Origin of the sequence: Methylibium sp. (genome assembly GCF_035762065.1) — a bacterium.
GTDB lineage: Bacteria > Pseudomonadota > Gammaproteobacteria > Burkholderiales > Burkholderiaceae_C > Methylibium.
In genome coordinates this window covers 1-18,053 of record NZ_DASTPW010000043.1, presented here as the reverse complement: position 1 = coordinate 18,053, position 18,053 = coordinate 1, and the positions used below count along the sequence as shown (strand labels likewise).

At 64.2% G+C, this 18,053-nt stretch carries 15 protein-coding genes; 10 read left to right on the top strand and 5 right to left on the bottom strand.

The genetic code is table 11. From position 1 onward, the window contains the following. Positions 1-30: 30 nt before the first annotated feature. The 3 genes from VFR90_RS11565 to VFR90_RS11555 are packed head-to-tail and all read right to left on the bottom strand — an operon-like array spanning position 31 to position 5,182. Entirely contained in the window at positions 31-1,503 is a 1,473-nt protein-coding gene (locus VFR90_RS11565) for a glycosyltransferase (RefSeq protein WP_326406287.1), read from the bottom strand. Next, on the bottom strand, positions 1,503-2,915 hold the full coding sequence (locus VFR90_RS11560) for an HlyD family type I secretion periplasmic adaptor subunit (RefSeq protein WP_326406286.1): 1,413 nt from the start codon (positions 2,913-2,915) through the stop codon (positions 1,503-1,505). The genes VFR90_RS11565 and VFR90_RS11560 overlap by 1 nt, the downstream gene beginning before the upstream one ends. Further along, positions 2,912-5,182 carry a type I secretion system permease/ATPase gene (locus tag VFR90_RS11555; RefSeq protein ID WP_326406285.1) on the bottom strand — a complete coding sequence of 757 codons (2,271 nt, stop codon included), beginning with the start codon at positions 5,180-5,182 and terminating at the stop codon, positions 2,912-2,914. The genes VFR90_RS11560 and VFR90_RS11555 overlap by 4 nt, the downstream gene beginning before the upstream one ends. A 729-nt stretch (positions 5,183-5,911) precedes the next feature. On the opposite strand from VFR90_RS11555, the gene VFR90_RS11550 reads away from it, so the two are divergent. Genes VFR90_RS11550 through VFR90_RS11540 form a run of 3 tightly spaced genes read left to right on the top strand, consistent with a single transcriptional unit; the run spans position 5,912 to position 8,158 of the window. Next, positions 5,912-7,240 carry a site-specific DNA-methyltransferase gene (locus VFR90_RS11550; RefSeq protein WP_326406284.1) on the top strand — a complete coding sequence of 443 codons (1,329 nt, stop codon included), beginning with the start codon at positions 5,912-5,914 and terminating at the stop codon, positions 7,238-7,240. After that, complete coding sequence (locus VFR90_RS11545; RefSeq protein ID WP_326406283.1) at positions 7,233-7,688, top strand: DUF5681 domain-containing protein; 456 nt, start codon at positions 7,233-7,235, stop codon at positions 7,686-7,688. Before VFR90_RS11550 ends, VFR90_RS11545 begins: the two co-directional genes overlap by 8 nt. Next, complete coding sequence (locus VFR90_RS11540) at positions 7,685-8,158, top strand: hypothetical protein (RefSeq protein WP_326406282.1); 474 nt, start codon at positions 7,685-7,687, stop codon at positions 8,156-8,158. Before VFR90_RS11545 ends, VFR90_RS11540 begins: the two co-directional genes overlap by 4 nt. A gap of 20 nt (positions 8,159-8,178) precedes the next feature. Here VFR90_RS11540 and VFR90_RS11535 read toward each other — a convergent pair whose 3' ends face one another. Then, positions 8,179-8,916, bottom strand: coding sequence for an endonuclease NucS domain-containing protein (locus VFR90_RS11535; protein WP_326406281.1), 738 nt, complete (start codon positions 8,914-8,916; stop codon positions 8,179-8,181). Positions 8,917-8,927: 11 nt separating this feature from the next. Then, positions 8,928-9,551: a hypothetical protein gene (locus VFR90_RS11530; RefSeq protein WP_326406280.1), complete on the bottom strand. Its 624-nt coding sequence runs from the start codon at positions 9,549-9,551 to the stop codon at positions 8,928-8,930. 66 nt (positions 9,552-9,617) lie between these two features. Between VFR90_RS11530 and VFR90_RS11525 the strand changes: the two genes are divergently transcribed. From VFR90_RS11525 to VFR90_RS11495, 7 genes are all read left to right on the top strand, one after another. Then, positions 9,618-9,914 carry a helix-turn-helix domain-containing protein gene (locus tag VFR90_RS11525; RefSeq protein ID WP_326406279.1) on the top strand — a complete coding sequence of 99 codons (297 nt, stop codon included), beginning with the start codon at positions 9,618-9,620 and terminating at the stop codon, positions 9,912-9,914. Positions 9,915-10,047: 133 nt separating this feature from the next. Continuing rightward, a complete protein-coding gene (locus tag VFR90_RS11520; protein ID WP_326406278.1) occupies positions 10,048-10,281 on the top strand; it encodes a helix-turn-helix transcriptional regulator in 234 nt (77 codons plus the stop codon). Positions 10,282-10,805: 524 nt separating this feature from the next. After that, positions 10,806-12,068: an SIR2 family anti-phage-associated protein gene (locus VFR90_RS11515; RefSeq protein WP_326406277.1), complete on the top strand. Its 1,263-nt coding sequence runs from the start codon at positions 10,806-10,808 to the stop codon at positions 12,066-12,068. After that, a complete protein-coding gene (gene herA, locus VFR90_RS11510) occupies positions 12,065-13,843 on the top strand; it encodes an anti-phage-associated helicase HerA (protein ID WP_326406276.1) in 1,779 nt (592 codons plus the stop codon). Before VFR90_RS11515 ends, herA begins: the two co-directional genes overlap by 4 nt. 209 nt (positions 13,844-14,052) lie before the next feature. Further along, positions 14,053-14,421: an H-NS histone family protein gene (locus tag VFR90_RS11505; RefSeq protein ID WP_326406275.1), complete on the top strand. Its 369-nt coding sequence runs from the start codon at positions 14,053-14,055 to the stop codon at positions 14,419-14,421. A gap of 421 nt (positions 14,422-14,842) precedes the next feature. After that, positions 14,843-15,838: a DUF4365 domain-containing protein gene (locus VFR90_RS11500; RefSeq protein ID WP_326406274.1), complete on the top strand. Its 996-nt coding sequence runs from the start codon at positions 14,843-14,845 to the stop codon at positions 15,836-15,838. 682 nt (positions 15,839-16,520) lie between these two features. Further along, a partial coding sequence (locus VFR90_RS11495; RefSeq protein ID WP_326406273.1) for a P-loop NTPase family protein occupies positions 16,521-18,053 on the top strand: 1,533 nt, incomplete at its 3' end.

Here is an 18,053-nt window from a genome sequence, read left to right as displayed (position 1 = left end):
ATCGCAATAGGACAAATGTCACGATGACTGTCACGGCGTCACGACGACTCCTTGCTGCGCGGTCATACCACTGTCGAGAAGTCCCATCGCCGCAGCCTTCACAATCGCCTCGGCCCGCCGGCTCACTTCCAGCTTCTGATAGAGCACGGAGAGCTGATTGCGTACGGTCGCCGGGCTGCGCTGGCGCGAACGGGCAATGGCTTCGGTCGAATGTCCGCGAGCCAGCAGAGCCAGAAGTTCGCGCTCGGCCGCAGTGAGGGCCGTCCCGGTGTTGTTTCTGCTGGGCGCACCAACCGCGAGCGTCAAGCCAAGCGTCAACCGCTCGTAGCCCGCTTGGCCGGCCTCAAAGCTGTACTGCTGCGCAACGCGCCTTGCTCCGTGCCGCAGCGCCAGGGCTGCGCGCCCGTCTGCCAATAGGCCGCAGACCGCATTGGCGATGGGGTCGGGGCAGAAAAAATCCACCAGCCGACCTTCGATGCCGTCTCGCATCACCTCGCGCACCGGCGCGGTGTTCGATGCGACGAGCGGCAGCCCGCACGCCATCGCCTCCAGCAGCGACCAGCTCAGCACGAAGGGATAGCTCAAGTACACGTGCGCCGCCGACACGCGCAGCACGCGCAGGTAGTGCTCGCGCGGCACGCGCCCGAGGAAGTGCGTGCGCTGCGGGTCGAGCCTCACCTCGCGCAGCATGCGTTCACGCCAGTTCGCGGCATCCGCAGGCTTGCGGCCGTAGCTCACCTCGTCACCACCGACGATCAGCGCGTGGCAGCGCGAGTCCGCCCGCTGGATACGCTCCAGCGCCCGCATGAAGACGTGGAAACCACGGTACGGCTCCAGGTTGCGCGCCACGTAGGTGATGACCGGGTCACCCGCCTTCAGCAGCGTGCCGTTGGGCGTCACGATCTCGGCGTTCGGGTCCGGCCCCAATTCGTGCGTCGCGATGCCTTCGTGCTGAATGGTGATCTTGGGCCGGAAGATCTCCGGATGCCGGCTCCACTGCCAGCGCGTGGGCGTGACCGCCGCGTCGCAGTTCGTGAGGTTCAGCGTGTGCAGTGCGTTCCAGGTGCGGATGCGCGCGCGGTCGTCGAAGCTCAGCGAGAACTCGGGGTCGAAGCCCAGGTCGGCGCCCTCGGCGCTGTAGAACCATTCGCAGAAGTGGACGAGTTTTGCGTCGGGAAACACGTCCTTCGCGTACAGCGTCTCGCCCCAGCCGGGGTGGGCCAGGATCGCATCGGGCGTGAAGCCGCTCTGGCGCAGCTTGAGCATCGCGCGCGCCGTCGCTTGGCCGTGGAGCGTGGCTGCTTCCATCTGGCGCAGGTAGGGGTGCTGGGTCCGTTGCGGCTTGCGCGCAACGCTGTAGCGCAGCAGGCCGTTGAAGCCGGGCAGGCCGGGTGCGGTGTCACTACTGAGCGCGCGCACGTCCCAACCGGGGCGCTGCGCCCACGCCCGTACGAGGTGGCCAAACTGGCCGGGGAAGTTCTGGTGGATGACGAGAAGGCGCATCAACGTTCCCCGAGGCTCTCACTCGCCGCACGCTGGATCGGGCTGAGCAGGTAGTCGATCACCCGGCGCTGGCCGGTCTTGATCTCGGCCGTCACGTTCATCCCCGGGCTCAGGTTCACGCGCTTGCCGTCCACGTCCAGGTGGCTTCGTCCGAGCGTCAGCGTGGCGGGGAAGATCGCACCGCGTTTGTCGTCGGGCACCGCGTCGGCGGTCACGCTCTTCACTGTGGCGGGCACGGTGCCGTAGCGGGTGAAGGGAAAAGTCTCCAGCTTCACCGTCACGTCCTGCCCGGTATTCACAAAGCCGATGTCCTTGTTGTCGATCACCACCTCGGCGGTGACCTCGGCGTCCTTGGGCACGATGACCATCAGCACCTGCGCAGGCGTGACCACGCCGCCTTCGGTGTGCACGGCGACCTGCTGTACCGTGCCTGCGACCGGCGCGGTCAGTTGCGTGAGCCGGCTGCGCTGCTCGGCCTTGCTGCGTTCTTGCGTCAGTTGCTGGCGCTTCAGAGTCGCTTGCGCCTGGCGGTCACTGAGGGATCGCTGGGTCTCGGCGAGGTAGGCGGCGCGTGTGTGTTCGGCCTCGGCCAGCGCCGCTTGGGCTTCGGCGGCGCGGGCGCGCTGGGTGGCGAGGTCACGCTCCTGCTCGATACGCTCGCGGCTGCGGTCTTGCACCGCGTGGCTACTCATGAAGCCCTGATTCGCGAGGTTCTGCAGATCGGCCTCGCGCTGGCGGGCGATGGGCAGCGTCGCTTCGAGCTTGGCGATCAGTTCGCGCACGGTGGCGGCTTCGGCTTCGCGCCGCGCGCGTTCGGCGGCGAGCTTGGAGAGCTTGGCGGTGATGTCCTGCCATTCGGCTTGGAGTTGTTGGCGCTCGACAGCCCCCTGCGATGGGGCTGACGGTGACTTGCCGCCTCGCAGGGCAGCAAGCAGCGAAGTGGTGCGGCGCTCTTCAGACAGGGCCGAGGCCAGCTGCTCCTGCACGCTGGCCCCATCCGCGCTGGCGTTGGTGGCGTCAAGTTCCACCAGCACCTGGCCGGCTTGCACGGCGTCGCCGTCCTTCACCAGCACCCGCTTGACGACGCCCGCTTCCAGCGGCTGCAAGGTCTTGGTCCGCTCGCTGACGACGATGCGTCCCGGCGCGATGGCCACGATGTCGATCCGCCCCAAGACGGCCCACGCCAGCGCGATGACGAACAGCGCGCACAAGGCCAGCGCCAGGCGGCGGGGCGCCGGATGGACCGGCGTCTCCTGCAAGCTCAGCGCCGCGGGCAGGAAGGCGGTTTCATCGGTCAGGCGCTTGGGGCCGGCAAGTTCATGGCGGGCGGCCCAGGCGACCTTCAGCACGGCTGTGTAGCGCGCCAGAAGCAGCCATGCCGGATGGCGGCTCGCGGTCGCGGTCGCGCTCATGCCGTGGCTCCCTGCTGCATGGCCCACAGGTGCGCATACAAGCCCTTCGGCTTTGCGGTGAGCTGCTCATGCGACCCCGCCTCGACGATCCGCCCCTGCTCCATCACCACGATGCGGTTCGCCTGTCGCACCGCGCTGAGCCGGTGCGCGATGACGATCACCGTCCGGCCTTGGCAGATCGCGGCCATGTTGCGCTGGACGATGGCTTCGCTCTCGTAGTCGAGCGCGCTGGTGGCCTCGTCGAAAATCAGGATGCGCGGCTGCGTGAACAGCGCTCGGGCGATGGCGATGCGCTGCCGCTGTCCGCCTGAGAGGCTGGCGCCCTGCTCGCCGACCAGGGTGTCGTAGCCCTCGGGCAGCGCGCCGATGAACTCGTGCGCGCCGGCCAACTGCGCGGCGTGCATTACCTGTTCGATCGGTGCGGCCGGGTCGGCGATAGCGATGTTTTCGCGCACGCTGCGGTTGAAGAGCCAGTTGTCCTGCAGCACCACGCCGATCTGGCGGCGTAGTTGGGCGGCATCGATCAGCGCGATGTCGATGCCATCGACCAGCACCCTGCCTTGCTCGGGCGCATACAGGCGTTGCACAAGCTTGGTGAGCGTGCTCTTGCCCGAGCCCGAGCGGCCGACGATGCCGATCACTTCGCCGGGGCGAATGTCGAGGCTCAGGCTTTGCAGCACGGCCGGGGCCTCGGGCCGGTAGCGGAAGCCCACCTGCTCGAACTGGATGCGACCCCTCAAGCGCGGCAGCGGCGCGGTGGCCTGCGGCGGCACCTCGGTGCGAGTGTCGAGGATGTCGCCCAGCCGCGCCATCGAAATCCCGGTCTGCTGAAAATCCGTCCACAACTGCGCGATGCGCATGATGGGTTGGGCCACACGCTGCGCAAACATGTTGAACGCCACGAACTGGCCGACCGTGAGTTCGCCGTCGATCACCAGCTTGGCACCCCACCACAGAGTGGCCGCCGACACCAGCTTGCCGACGAGGTTGATCGCCTCGTGTCCAAAGCCCGCCAGCGTCGCGGTCTTGAAGCTGGCCGAGACATACGCTGCGAGCTGATCGTCCCAGCGCCGTGCGATCTGCGGCTCCAACGCGCTGGCTTTGACGGTCTGGATGCCGGTGAGCGTCTCGACCATCAGGGCCTGGTTCTCGGCGCCGCGGGCGAACTTCTCGTTCAAGCGGGCACGCAGCACCGGCACGAGCGCCAGGCTGATGCCCACGTACAGCGGCACGCTCGCCAGCACGATGAGCGTGAGCGGCACGCTGTAGATGAACATCACCGCGATGAAGATCACCGAGAACAGCAGGTCCAGCACGACCGTGAGCGCATTGCCGGTGAGGAAGCTGCGGATGTTCTCCAGCTCGCGGACGCGCGCGGCCGAGTCGCCGACGCGGCGGGCTTGAAAGTAGGCAAGCGGCAGCGCGAGCAGGTGACGGAACAGCCGCGCGCCCAGCTCCACGTCGATGCGGCTGGTGGTGTGGCTGAAGACGTAGGTGCGCAAGGCCGTGAGCAGGCTTTCGAACACCACGACCACGACGAGCCCGGCAACCAGCACATCGAGCGTGGTCAGGCCGCGGTGCACCAGCACCTTGTCCATCACCACCTGGAAGAACAGCGGGCTGACCAGCGCGAAGAGCTGCAGGAACAAGCTGATCAGCAGCACCTCGCCGAACAGCTTGCGATGCCGCACGAGGCTGGGGATGAACCAGCTGAAGTCGAACTTGGCGAGTTCGCCGGCCACGCTGGCGCGGCTGATCAACAGGATCAACTCGCCGGTCCATTGCTCGACGAAGACGGCGAGCGGCTCGATGGTTGGCCTGCCGCCTTGCGCGTCGCCGCTCGGGTCCTGCAGCAGCACGCGCTGGCCATCGCATTGCGCGAGGACGACGACGCGGCCGTCGCGCATCACGGCCAGTGCGGGTAGCGGTGTCAGGGATAGCCGATCAACGGTCGCGCGAGAGCGGCGCGCCTTGAGGCCCAACTCCTTGGCTGCGAGCAGCAGGTCATCGGCGCTGCAGCGGTGGCTGGGCGCCCAGCCCATCCGATGCGCCAGCGCCTGCGGCTCAGCGGCGATGCGGTGCAGGCGGGCTGCAAGGCAAAGCGCCGTGAGCGACGAGTCGGCTACGGGATCTGGAAGCTGCGATGGGCTCGCGGCGGGGCCGGTAGCCGCGTGCGCGTTATCCGCTTGGGAAGGTGTCTGGGTCTGCGGGGTGGGGTGAAGTTGGGGAATTGAAGTCTCTTGATCTACCACTCGCTGCTGCGACACGCACCCACTCCCTGGGATAGTCTTTATGTGTGAACGCGTTCACGATACCGAAGCGCCCCACATTCGTGCACCCCGCGCCTACGGGTGCTTCTATCGTTCTAGGGATAGGAGGTCGGTCGAGTCATCAATGCGGAGGAGAAGGCTCGGTTTCGCAATTGACCCGGGGCATTTTTAGACGCCGGTAGACGAGTCGGCTGCTACCGAGACGGCCGGCGTTCAAACTTGAAGCGGTGAAGCTGGGTCGGGAAGCGTGGCATAACAACCCGACGCGCCACACGCGGCGCTCGGCTACGTCAGCCTCGACAGAGTTCGAGGGGGCGAGAGAAGCTTGGTCGGTGTCCCCGAGACCGGCAGCAGCCCACTTCGCTCGTGGCGCGGGCTGATGTTTAGCGGTTGCGCCCGAACCACAAACCGCTGCCGGTTGCAATTCGAAACTCCGCTGATAAGGGATCTTAGGCCACGATCGCCCTCGCTAGATCGATCGGATGGGCCCGCTGGCGGGCCCCTTCCGAACCCGATGTGCGGGACGAGCCCGCAAGCACGCGCCGCCATGGGTGGTCGCGCCGCAGCCAAGACGTAGAGCTGACAGCCATGGGCTGAGAGCTCTTTTCCTTGACGAGCGTTTTGCAGAGCGAAGGCCATGGGCCGTAGCTCTCTCGCCTGAACTTCTTGCAGAGCCAAGGCCATGGGCCCGGAGCTCTTCCTCGACCCACAACTTCCGGAGTTGCCATGGCCAAGCCACGCCCATCATCTTCTGTTGCTGCCCTCTATGTTGAAGCCGTACCGATCGCTTCACTGCGCCCTCGCGAGCGCAACGCCCGTAAACACTCGAAGAAGCAGATCCGCCAGATCGCGGCGTCGATCCAAGAGTTCGGATGGACCAACCCGATCCTCATCGACAAGGACGGCGTGGTCATCGCCGGCCACGGCCGACTTGAAGCCGCCAAACTGCTCGGTATGACCGAGGTGTCGACGCTGCGCCTCGACCACCTGACGCCTGAACAGGTGCGCGCCTACGTCATCGCCGACAACCGCTTGGCCGAGAAGTCGGGGTGGGATCAAGACATGCTGAGGATCGAGCTCGGTGAACTTGCCGAGCTCGACTTCGACGTACGCCTGACCGGCTTCGACACCGCCGAGGTCGACGCCATCATCGTTCCGATGCTCGACGACGAGGACGAGCCCATCGAGCCGGAGTTGGACAAGCCGGCGACCACACGTCTCGGCGACCTCTGGCTGATGGGGACCCACCGGCTGTACTGCGGCGACTCCACCCACGCGGCCAGCTATGCCGGCGTGCTCGGCGACCAGCGCGCCGAAATGGTCTTCACCGATCCGCCGTACAACGTGCCCATCCGAGGCAACGTCACCACCAAGGATCGTCACGGCGAATTCGTCATGGCCTCCGGCGAGATGACGTCCGAGCAGTTCACCACCTTCTTGACGTCGGTCTTCGCTCAGCTCGCCACGCATTCCATCGACGGATCGATCCACTTCGTCTGCATGGACTGGCGTCACATGGGCGAGATGCTCGCGGCCTCGAAGGACGTCTACGCCGAGTTGAAGAACCTTTGCGTGTGGAACAAGGCGAACGCCGGGATGGGTTCGCTGTATCGCTCCAAACACGAATTTGTGTTCGTCTTCAAGGCCGGCACCGAAGCGCACATCAACAACGTCGCCCTCGGCAAGCATGGCCGACACCGGTCCAACGTGTGGCCCTACGCCGGCGTCAACAGCCCCCACAAGGGCCGCGCCCAACGCCTTGAGATGCACCCCACAGTCAAGCCCGTCACGATGATCGCCGACGCGATCCTCGACTGCTCGAACCGCAACGGCTGGATCCTCGATGCTTTCGGCGGCTCGGGCTCGACGCTGATCGCCGCCGAGACTACCGGCCGGCGCGCCGCCCTGATCGAACTGGACCCTCGCTACGTCGATGCGACGGTGCGGCGCTACGAGCGCCTCGGCAAAGGTCAGGCGCGACTCGCCGAAACCGGTCAGACCTGGGCCGAGGTTGCGGCCGATCGCGCGGTGCAGCCGGAGGTGAGCCATGGCTGATCCGAACGACGACTACCAGGTCGGCTATGGCAAACCGCCCAAGCACTCACAGTTTCCGCAAGGTGTCTCCGGCAATCCCCGTGGCCGGCCCCGCAAGCTACGGGCAACGGGCCAGACCGAGATCGAACAGATCTTCACCGAGACCTGCGGCACGCTGATCGATGGCGGCAAGGCACGGCCGATCGGCGGCCAGGAGGCGCTCTTCTTGGCCCTCATCAAGAAAGCGATGACCTCGGTCGCCGCCGCCGCGGCGCTGTTCAAGCTGGAGCGCGAGCTGATGATGCGCGAGCTTGATGCTGCGACTTCCAAACGCGCCCGGTCCCGTGGCGCTCACGAGCCGCGAAGCCGCGGTGGATTCCTTCTTGTGCCGGCCATTCTTGAGGCGGACGAATGGGAGGCGATCGCCAGACCGATGCAGAAGAAGCTCATGGAGGAGGCGCGGCTATGACCCAGCGCAAAGGCGCAAAGAGGCACAAGGCCGACGACGAGCCGCCTCTCGAGATGCTGCAGCGGTTGCTCGGCACGGAGGTGACCGCTCGCGGTGAAGACGGCCGGCCTCAACGCATGAGCCACCGCAAGCTGATCCTGATGTCCTTGCGCAAGAAGGCGGCGCAGGGCAACACCGCGGCCGGCACCCTGCTGCACCGCGAGCGGTTGGCCTTCCCGCCCCTCCTGGCCGCCCTGCAAAAACATACCGGCGACGATGACAGTCTGTGGAGCGAACTCGTGAGGGGCGGCGTCTTCACCGTGCCACCCGGCGCCGACGTGCATGAGGTCGGCAGGCAGATCGAGCGAGGCATGACCGAGGCCGAACTGGAGCACCTCTTGCGGTTGCATCGAGACCACGAGGCCAAGCGCCAAAAAGCCATTCGCGCAAGGATCGACCGAGAGCAGCCTGGGGGCGAAAGGCCGCCCTGAAAGGCCTTGTTCTCCGCGCCTCAGGCGGCAACGCGCTGCACCGCGACCGACAGCTTGTATTCGTACAGCGCGACGTCCGGCAGCTCGCTGCACGCGAGCTTCAGGTCGTCGCTGATGTCCTTGGCGACGATGATGCCGCGCACCTTCCTGTCGGGTTCGGCGTGGTGCTTTTTGATCCAGTTGACGTAGCGCAGCAACTGGCCGACGACGCGGTCGTAGCCCTTCGAGACCTTCAGCTCGACGACGGCGTAGTCGCCGGCTTTGTCGACCGCCAGGATGTCGATGAAACGGCCGCCGACCGGGAACTCGACGCCGGTGATGCCTTCATCCGTGTACGGCCGCAGACCGGGCTCCAGTGCCTGCAGGTTGCGCGCGAGGTAGTCGCGTAGATCGTGCTCGAAGGCGAACTCCTCGGACAGCGTCGGGCGCTCAAGCTCGGCCTCGTCGGGCTCACGGGTAAGGGACGAGATCGGCACCGGGTCCCTGCCCTTCTCGTATAGGCGGAAGTGGCTGCTGTCGATCTTGAAGAACAGGTCGTCGGAGCCGTCGTCGCGGGCGCTGTACTGCAGCCGAGTGCGCACGTTGGTCGACAGGCGGATCAGGTGGGCGGTGACGGTGCCCTCCTTGACGTTCGGGTAGTGCTGTTGGAACCACTGGATCGCTCGTTCGCGCGAGAAGTCTTCGCCGGGCTGCAGGCCGAAGGCGGCGGCCATGTCGTGCATCAGGAGGCGGACGGGCTTGTCGTTGAGGGCAGGCATACGGGCTCCGATCAGTTCAGGCAGGTCTTGAGCTTCTGTGCCGTCGCTTCGAGCGCGGCGTAGACCCCCGGTGCGCGGGCGCCGGGCGAGACGCCGACCGGCTCGAAGCCGCGGTTGGCGATGAGGCCGGTGTTCTGCTGGGCGCGGGTGATGTTCGAGAACACCAGCGTCACGCCGCGTGCGGTGCTCGCCGCCTTGAGGTCGTAGCGGACGTAGTCGATGACCAGGCCTAGTGAGCTGCCGGCGGTGCGCGTGCCGCCGGTGGCGATCAGCGTCGCGGCGCTGTCGTCGGCGTACTTGAAGACGCTTCCGCCGCTGGAGGTTTGGCGGTTGTTGGCCTGGTAGTACGTGCCGGTGGCTGCGCCGACGAAGGAGCCGGCGGTGTCGCTCAACTGGACTTCGCTGTTGCCGACGTGCTCAGCGACGCACAGCTTGACGCGGCCAAAGGGCATGGGCGCCGGGGTGTCGTAGGAGAAGTCGACCTGGTTGATGTAGACCGCGCCGTAGGCGCCCTCCACCAATCTGACATTGGGAGGCATCGGCACCTGCGTCGCACAGGCGGTGAGGCCCATGGCCACCACAAGACTCGACAGACCCGCCAGCCGCATCGATCGGCCGCGCTCAAAGTTCAGCATGCTGCTTCCTTGCTAGAGTTAAAGATAACGCGACGCCACTGTGGCGTACACCTGCGAAGTAGTCCAATGCAAGAGCGAGCACGAGTGCGCGGTCGACCGCCAGGAAAGACGAGTTTTGAAGAAGGGCCGGCGAAGGCCTTTGGGCAGGCGGTGCGCGAGCTGCGGCTGAAGCGGGGGTTGTCGCAAGAGGAGCTCGGCGCAGCAGCGCGGGTGGAGCGGTCGCACATGGGCAAGATTGAGAGGGGTGAGCACCTCCCCTCACTTGCCGTGGTGCTCCGGCTCGCCGAGTCTTTGAGCTGTCGTCCCGGCAAGCTCGTGGACCGGATGGCGGAACTACTGCGACCACGAGACGCGACGAAGTAGCGACTGCTCAAAAACGATCTTGAGCTAAGGCAGCGACCGGACATGAAGAGTGGCACCAGGCCGATGACCATGACGCCAAGATGCTACTTTAAGTCTGTAGACCCAAAGTCATCTGCCTTGGAACCTCCTCCCCATGTCAGGGAGGAAAGTCACGGTCGAATCGGCGCGCAGCCGCCTTGCGCGGCATCTGCGCGCTTTGCGTGCAGAACGTGGGCTGTCCCAAGAAGGTTTGGCCGACCTGGCGGAGCTGCATCGAACCTATGTGGGCTCGATCGAGCGGTGCGAACGCAATGTGTCGCTAGACAACGTTGAACGACTCGCGCGCGCGTTAGCGGTCGACATCAGCGACTTGCTGTCCGCCAGTTAGAGCTGCTCAGCTTCTCGCGTCCAACGCGCAGGGCCTTAGGTCATTGCCCGCTCATCAAGCATCCGCCGTAGGTCAGCTATGCAGCGGTTGCTGTCGGTGACCCAGAGACCACCAATGTACGCTGACGCGCTCAATGCGGTCCTTGACGAGGCTGTGAGCGTGGAGGTGAATCAAGAGTCCGGCTACTCATATGTTGGTCCGCTGTTCAGGGCCCTCATCAGCAACACTTCACGTTCTCTCCACTGTCTCGGCCATTGTCCGGCGCGTGTCCTCGGGGTTCCTGCTACTTGAGGCGGGCAAGGACATCGCATCGGGAACTACAAAGTCTGACCAGTACGCCGAACTGGGCGCCAAAAACTCTCTCATCGGGCGAATCCAGCCCGAAGAGGCGGCAGCGAGGATGACTTTCCGCTATCGGGCTTGGCGCAGCGCATGACGAGGCTCGCGAGGAGGCGGGCTGAGCGAGTGCAGTTGTTGGAGTGTCGCCTCAGCAAAATGAGACCCAAAGACTCAAGGAGAGTTGAATGCCTTTCGTAGCAGTTCGCGGGGCGACCCCGCTACAGGATGAGGTAGAGCTGAGGGCGCACCTGGCTACCCTCTTGCGCCTCGAGAACGTCGGTCTGTTGCTGGGCGCCGGAGCTTCTGTCGCTGCTGGCGGCAAGACGATGGCCGGCCTCTGGGAGGACTTCCTTGCGGCGTCGCCAGATGACGCGAAATGGCTCCTCGAGCACAAGTTCGTCAAGGAGGGAGCGCTCGAAGAGGACGCCGGTCTGCGTGATGTTCCCAATGTCGAAGAGCTGGGCGACTCTTTGGAAATTGCCTACGTCGAATGGCGCCGCCAAGGGGTTGCGGACGCTGACCGGCTCGCCGTGGTCCGAGCTCAGCTTTCGCGCGCTGTGGTGAAGGCTGCACTCCTGCAGGCTGCCTGGTGGGCATTGCCAAGCGGGGCGGAATCTGACGCGCCGCAGCTGGAGAACCACCGCTCCGTGCTGCAGAAGCTCGTCGCTGCACGCCAACCTGGCCAAGCGGCACCTTGGGTGTTCACGACCAACTATGACCTTGCCATCGAGTGGGCCTCAGAGTCCATCGACCTGCAGGTGGTCAATGGCTTCCTCGGCGTACATGGACGACGGTTTTCGCCGCAGAGTTTTGACCTCGGGTATCGCAATACCCAGGCACGAGGCGAGGCTCGGTTCGGTGTCTACAACATCTACCTTGCCAAGTTACACGGCTCGCTGACCTGGCGCGAGGAGGCAGACCAAGTCTATGAAGTCCAGGCCACCCTTGCCGCCCGGTGCATTCACAAGTTCCTCACTGACGCAGGTAGGACTGAGCTCGGCCTAATGGTGATGCCCAGGGCGGCGAAGTACATGCAGACCGTGGGGTACGTGCTTGGTGAACTGTTCCGCCGGTTTTCGGAGTTCCTCGCGCGTCCGCAGGCAGCCCTTGTGGTTTGCGGCTACGGTTTCGGCGACGAGCACATCAATCGACTGCTCCGCTCTGCACTTCTGAATCCGACGCTGCAACTTGTCATCTACTTCCCGCAGTTCACCGGTGATGTGAAAGCCGCCGCTCTGCCCGAAGCCTTGCGCAAGCTGCTGTCGCTGAAGAACCCGCGTGTGACCGTGGTCGGAGGCGGCGCTGCGGCGTACCTCGACAAGCTGGCTGCCCAGCTCCCCGACCCGCTGTTGTATGACGAGGACATGCGCAAGCTCGAAAAGGCGCTGCGTGCACCGGTCGACAAGCAGGAAGAGCAGGACGACCTCGGCTTGGGGGACTTGGCGTGAAGAGCCGCCAGCCAATTGGTTATGTGGTGCAGATTGATGGCCCCGAGGTCACCCTGAACCTTCTGGACATGCACCGCGGGCAGGTCGCTTCGCATCTCCAGGGCGTCTCGCCCGTGACCGAAGTCGGGAGCCTTCTGGCCTTGGATGCGGGGAGCCGCGTACTGGTGATGAAGGTGCTCTCTCTGAGTTTCGCCGAGCCCAAAGAAGCTCACCGGCTGGGTGTTGGGTCAAGCTCTCATCAGTCTGAACCGCTGCGGAATGTGGCGGGGGTGGTCGTCGGACGGCTGGCCCGTGAAAGCGGCAACACGACGTTCATCAGCGACTCGCTACCTACACCGCCCCTGGGGGCGGAAGCGTTCCCATTGACGAGTTCCGAGCTGTCAGCGGCGCTGGGCAATCCGATCGATGCAGAGCTGCCCATCTCACTGGGCGAGGACCTGCGAGGTGGTGGGCAGCTAAGAGTGGGGCTGGAAAGCCTGATATCGCGGCACGTTGCTGTGTTGGGCAGCTCAGGGCAAGGCAAGAGCTGCTTCACGGCGGCGGTCTTGCAGCAGGTTGTTCGGCTGCCAGGCGCGCGTATCGTCATCTTCGATATCAACGGCGAGTACCCGGAAGCCTTCAAACTACGGGACCTGCCTCCCGGAGCCGTGAAGCTGACAACTTTGGGAGGGACAGAAGCGAACTCGCTGAAGGTGCCGTACTACGCTCTGGGTCGGTTTGGACTCAACCGACTGCTCATCCCCAGCGAAAAAACTCAACGTCCTGCTCTCTCCTTCGCCCTGGAAAACATCAGCAAGGTGAAGTGGTTCCCAGCAGACCGAGGCGCTGGCCTTGGCGATAGTCCGCGGGCCGTATTTTTCGACGACTGTCGGGCAAATGGCGCTGACGTCGCAGATGCAGCTCTGAAACGGCTGAGGGCTGGCGGTGCGCTGCCAGCGGTTGCAGAGTGGCCTCCGATGGTCGCACTCGCCGCTGTTGTCGCGGAGAGTCATGCGATTCAGCAAAAGAACACGGGCCTGACCCGAGATGCGTTCCTCTATGGAAACGTTTCACCCCTGCTCACGCGGATACACCGCTTCGTCGAAGACCCCATGTTCACAGACGTTGTGGATGTTCGAGGAGGGCCTCCGACCGCCGCAGGACTGAATTGGCGAGCGGAGTCTACGGCGCTGGTCGAGAAATTTTTTGGCGGCGCCCAAGTCGATTGGCGCGTGCACATCGTCAACCTGCGTCGCGTCTCGCACGATTTGACGCCGTTCATCTTGGGCTCATTGCTTGAGCTCTACGCCTACGAACTCTTCCGCCGTGGTCAAGAACATGCCGCCCCTACCTTGTTGGTCCTGGAGGAGGCTCACCACTACATGCGCCCCGTCGGGTCAGGCGAAGACGCCGACGTCAATTCACTGGCCTACGAACGCCTAGCAAAAGAGGGACGAAAGTTCGGCCTCGCACTCTGGTTGAGCACACAGCGACCATCCGAGATTTCGCCAACCGTTCTCTCTCAGTGCAACAACTGGGTGACGTTCCGTTTGACGTCTGAGAAAGACCTCAACGCAGTTCAGACAGCCAGCGAGTGGGCAGACCGAAGAGAGGTCCGACGCATCGCGGGGCTGGCCCGGCAAACTGCCATCGTCTTCGGAGGGAGCATCTCGATGCCGACCATGCTCAGAGCGCCCGACGCCGTGCCGCGTCCCAAATCAGACGACGGCAACTTTTCAAGTTGGGGCGCTGCACCGACCGCAGAAGCAGGCAATCCCGCTGACGAGCCGGCTTGAACGGCCTAGTCATCTCGCACACGCTATGGCTGCCGATTGCCCTGGGCGTAGTGAACGTCGTGCTCGCCGCATGGATGCCACGGCTGACCGGCCGGACTCGCAGGTAGGACGACCTATCCTGACCGTTGACCCAACAGAGCGATACTCGAATCGACCGACTTCAGCATCCATTGCTTTGTCGATGTACCGACCCTCCAACGAAAGCGCTTATGCCTAGAACCTCTCGACTGACCCTCGAACGGATCAATGCCCAGATCGCGGAACTGCAGACGAAGGCGGATGCCCTTCGAGAGGCCGAGCGTCAGGACGTCATCGCAAAGATGCAGGCGGCGATGGCGCACTACGGCATCACGCCCGCTGAGTTGCGATCGGCGCCTCGCGGCAAGGCTGGCTCGACGGGGCCAGCCAAGCGGTCCGTGACCTCGAAGTCGAAGCCTGCGCGCAAGAGGAAGACGAAAGGCGTCATTCGCTTCAGAGACAGTGAAGGCAACACCTGGACTGGCGTGGGCAAGCGCCCCAATTGGTACAAGGCCGCGATTGCCGCGGGCAAAACTCCCGAGGACTTGGCGGCGCGCTGATCGGTTAGACGCCGCAAGTCTTCTTTGTTGGCGTGGGCACTGGAAGGCGGCTCCAGACTGATCTCAGTCACTCGCCGAGAGGCGTTGCATGATCGCAGCGGCCGTCAGCTGTCGTTCGGAGACGGCAGCGACGAAGGGCTGCTTCGCCCTCGTCACCAGTCACTCCGACCGGCTGGCCGCATGGCGCGCCCCTAACGATTGCATGCGCCTGAGCCGAGCGGCCGGGCTCGACCCGTTGCAGCTCTTCGCCTCATGAATACGTAGGGCTCCTGTTTGGTCGCAAGCAGTCACTCATCACAAGACCTCGCACATCCTCGATCGGGACGGATGACGGATACGTTGGGGGCTATCGAAGTGTTAGCCTGCTCAGCCGAGATTGGGAGCATCAACGCACCAGCAGTTCACGCAGTCCAAGAAGCACATGACCACTAGCAACCGCGTCAAGGGACGGATCGGTGTCAATACCGTCGCGACGATCGTCGAGAATCTCTGGGAGAGCGGCTGGCAGGAGTACGGTGCCTCCAACGACGACGCCATCGACGGCGTCATCCTCATGCGCAAGGGCACGGCAAAGCCTGCGGATACAGGCGGCATCGTGTTTGTGCAGGTAAAGTGCGGCGGCGACGGCTATCGCCAGGATCAGAAGCAACACCCCGATCACGTCGGCGTTGCGCTGGGACCGGCATACATCACGAAGCACCGCAGCCGATGGCAAAGGGTGCCGGGTCCCGCTGTCCTAGTCTTCGTTGACGACACCAAGAACAAGCTGGCGCCGCCGGCGTGGTGGGTGGATCTCAGAGATCCCGCGTCCTACTCGACGACCAACGCGGGAATGATTCTGATCCCGAAGTCGCAGCGGTTCTCGCATCACTCGAAGGGCGACTTCCACCGGCTGTGTGGTGCGCGCACGCACGACCGCCTTCTGAAGACGTTCTCGCTCGATCGGAGTGACACGCTGTTGCCGGTCCTCGGAAAGACTGAGTCGCTTCGCAACGACGCATGGAACTACTACAAAGCATGGCGCGCCGACTTGACGGCGAGGCAGAACCCTTTGCTAGGAGAAATCCTGGTCAACCGGGAGGGCTGGAAGCACATCACGCGCCGCGGCCGGCTGCCTGAACGGATCGTCCAGTCCTGGATGCTTCTCGGTGCGGCCAAGAAACTGGTCACGAGCTCCCGTGAGGTCTTCAACCTGGGACATGCGAAGGTCACGAAGTTTGCGGACGGCAATTCGGTGACAGAGGACTATCTCGGCCTGCGCGGGATCATCAGCTTCCCGTACCGCCACCAATCGGTGGTGCAGGTCGTCTTAAAACGAAATAGGCTCGTCTCGCCGAGCGACGCAAGCCGTGAGCGCGAGAAAATCTGGTTCTATTCGGTCTACGAGCTGCGCCGGGGAACACTGCAGGGCGTGTGAAGTGCGCGACCGCCTGCCACGGCCGGAATAGAACTTGAGCGAAAACTCGGTTGAGAAGTCCGATACGCCATTACTCTTCTATGGCAATGGGGCTAGCCGCGCAGTGCGATTCTAGCGAGGCGACGTTGGGACCAAGACCCGGAGCAACCGCAGGCGACATTTTGGTGGCGGACCTGTGGCGCCGCTCGCACACTGCGCGTGGCAGAGCATCACCATCTCGGGAGGACGTAAGGGATTGCACCGATGACCGCACTCGGCGGTCGACCGGGCGTTCCTTGCTTCCTTCTGGATGGCTGCTTGTGGCCGGGAGCTAGCTATCCGCGAAGTCGCCGGAAGCAGACGGATGCTCCCGATGCACGATGCACTTGAAGTCGGCTCTACCGCTGCGATGTGGCCCACTGCTCCCGGCCACGAAGTGACGTTCACAGCAGCCCAGCGATGTCTCGGCGAACGTCTGGTCATGCCGCATAGACGACGGCCGCATCGCCTCACGTCCGAGTCGGACGAATCGATCAGCGGTCCTAGACTGGGCGGAGTGAATCAAGCTTCGCTCGCGAACGTCTGCTGCTGTTGGGTTCTGAGGCTCGCGCCTCGTCTGGTCACCAACGACACCATGAGTGGACTGGACGGGACAGCGCCGCGTCATTTTGAACCGGCGGGGCCTTAGACACAGGATCAGAAGATGGATCGAACCGATGTCGTGGGAGCAAGAGCATCGAACGCTGGCGATGACTTCCACGTCCTTTGGGCACTCAGTCATGCGATTCGAGTTCTCGACCCTTCGTCGAATCTGTCTGCGGTCACTGTCGAAGGAATCCCACCCACGAGAGGCGTACAAGCGAAGCAGGGGGCGTGGGACGGAGTGGATGTCGGCCTGTTCTACGGCGGCGAGTCGCTGAGCAGCGCCTCGAGCGTCGAAATCCAGCAGCTCAAGTACTCGACGGCCTCGCCCACGGCGGCCTGGACGGTCGCCCGACTCTGTCGCTCCACGCGGAAGGTCGGCAACAACTCTGTCATTGCGCGACTGGCCAAGGCATACAGCGAAGCGCGGAAGTTCGCAACGCAACTTGCGCCGACGGCCGTCGTCGTGAAGCTCGTCAGCAACCAACCCATCCACGACAACGTCCTTCGGGCGCTCGCTACGGCGCGTCGGTCACAGGCGACAACCCAAGGCTCGGCAGCGGCAAAGGATCGGAAGAAGTTGAAGCAGGCCAGTGGGTTGGCTGAGAAGGAGTTCGCGCAGTTTGCGAACGCGCTCGATTTCAGCGAGTGCCAAGGACCGTCTCGGTTCGACATGCATCTTCGTGTCGTTGCGGCAATCGGGCAGATCGCAGCGTCCGAGAGTCGCCAGGCGATGCTGGAACTTCGCAACGTTGTCTATACACGCATGTTGCCGGACGACGAATCGCCCATCACGCGCGCGGTACTTCTTGGAGCGCTGTTCGTCGGAGATCCCCAGGCGTTGCTGCCTTGCCCCTCTCAGCTCAAGCCGGTTGAGACGTTGGTAGCGCGAGGAAGCGTGATGACGCTCGCGCAAGAACTTCAGTCGCACCAACGGGCCTGCCTCCACGGGGAAGGCGGCAGCGGGAAGACCACCGCGCTGCAAGACCTCAAGCACAAGCTCCCAAGCGGCTCAGAGCTCGTTGTGTTCGACTGCTACGGCGGGGGCCGCTACTTGGACTCCGATGGCCAACGGCATCTTTCGCGGCACGCCCTGCTGCACTTGTGCAATGACGTCTCCGCGCGACTGGGCGTGCCGATGCTGGTCACGGCCTCGCCCTCGGTGGACTATGTCAGAGAGTTCAGTTCGAGGCTCCGCATGGCTGCGGAAGTGATTCGAGCCCGGGACGTCGGCGCCTTGCTGATCATTGCGATCGACGCGGCCGACAACTCTGTCACGGCAGCACAAACACGCGTGCCGCCTGAGCGCAGCTTCGTGCACGACGTTGCGGAGCTTGGGGATCTACCGAAAAACGTTCGGATCGTCGTCGCTGCAAGAACGGGCCGCCTGGATGCCCTGCGCTTGCCCGCGGCGTTTAAAGCGATACGCCTCGCGGGCTTTACTCTCTCGGAGGCAGCCGAGTTCGCACGACAGCGTTGGAAGGCCGCCCCGGAGCGTTGGATCGAGGACCTGCACTTCTTGTCCGACGGCAATCCTCGTGTGATCAGCTACGCGTTCGACTATGCGGGTAGGCAGCCGAGGAACGCTGTGGCC

Excerpts from the sequence above, each read along its gene's own strand:
- VFR90_RS11530 (WP_326406280.1), bottom strand. The coding sequence starts at position 9,551 with ATGCTGAACTTTGAGCGCGGCCGATCGATGCGGCTGGCGGGTCTGTCG.
- VFR90_RS11550 (WP_326406284.1), top strand. The coding sequence starts at position 5,912 with ATGGCCAAGCCACGCCCATCATCTTCTGTTGCTGCCCTCTATGTTGAA.
- VFR90_RS11520 (WP_326406278.1), top strand. The coding sequence starts at position 10,048 with ATGTCAGGGAGGAAAGTCACGGTCGAATCGGCGCGCAGCCGCCTTGCG.
- VFR90_RS11505 (WP_326406275.1), top strand. The coding sequence starts at position 14,053 with ATGCCTAGAACCTCTCGACTGACCCTCGAACGGATCAATGCCCAGATC.
- VFR90_RS11540 (WP_326406282.1), top strand. The coding sequence starts at position 7,685 with ATGACCCAGCGCAAAGGCGCAAAGAGGCACAAGGCCGACGACGAGCCG.
- VFR90_RS11500 (WP_326406274.1), top strand. The coding sequence starts at position 14,843 with ATGACCACTAGCAACCGCGTCAAGGGACGGATCGGTGTCAATACCGTC.
- VFR90_RS11565 (WP_326406287.1), bottom strand. The coding sequence starts at position 1,503 with ATGCGCCTTCTCGTCATCCACCAGAACTTCCCCGGCCAGTTTGGCCAC.
- VFR90_RS11545 (WP_326406283.1), top strand. The coding sequence starts at position 7,233 with ATGGCTGATCCGAACGACGACTACCAGGTCGGCTATGGCAAACCGCCC.
- VFR90_RS11535 (WP_326406281.1), bottom strand. The coding sequence starts at position 8,916 with ATGCCTGCCCTCAACGACAAGCCCGTCCGCCTCCTGATGCACGACATG.
- VFR90_RS11525 (WP_326406279.1), top strand. The coding sequence starts at position 9,618 with ATGCAAGAGCGAGCACGAGTGCGCGGTCGACCGCCAGGAAAGACGAGT.
- VFR90_RS11515 (WP_326406277.1), top strand. The coding sequence starts at position 10,806 with ATGCCTTTCGTAGCAGTTCGCGGGGCGACCCCGCTACAGGATGAGGTA.
- VFR90_RS11560 (WP_326406286.1), bottom strand. The coding sequence starts at position 2,915 with ATGAGCGCGACCGCGACCGCGAGCCGCCATCCGGCATGGCTGCTTCTG.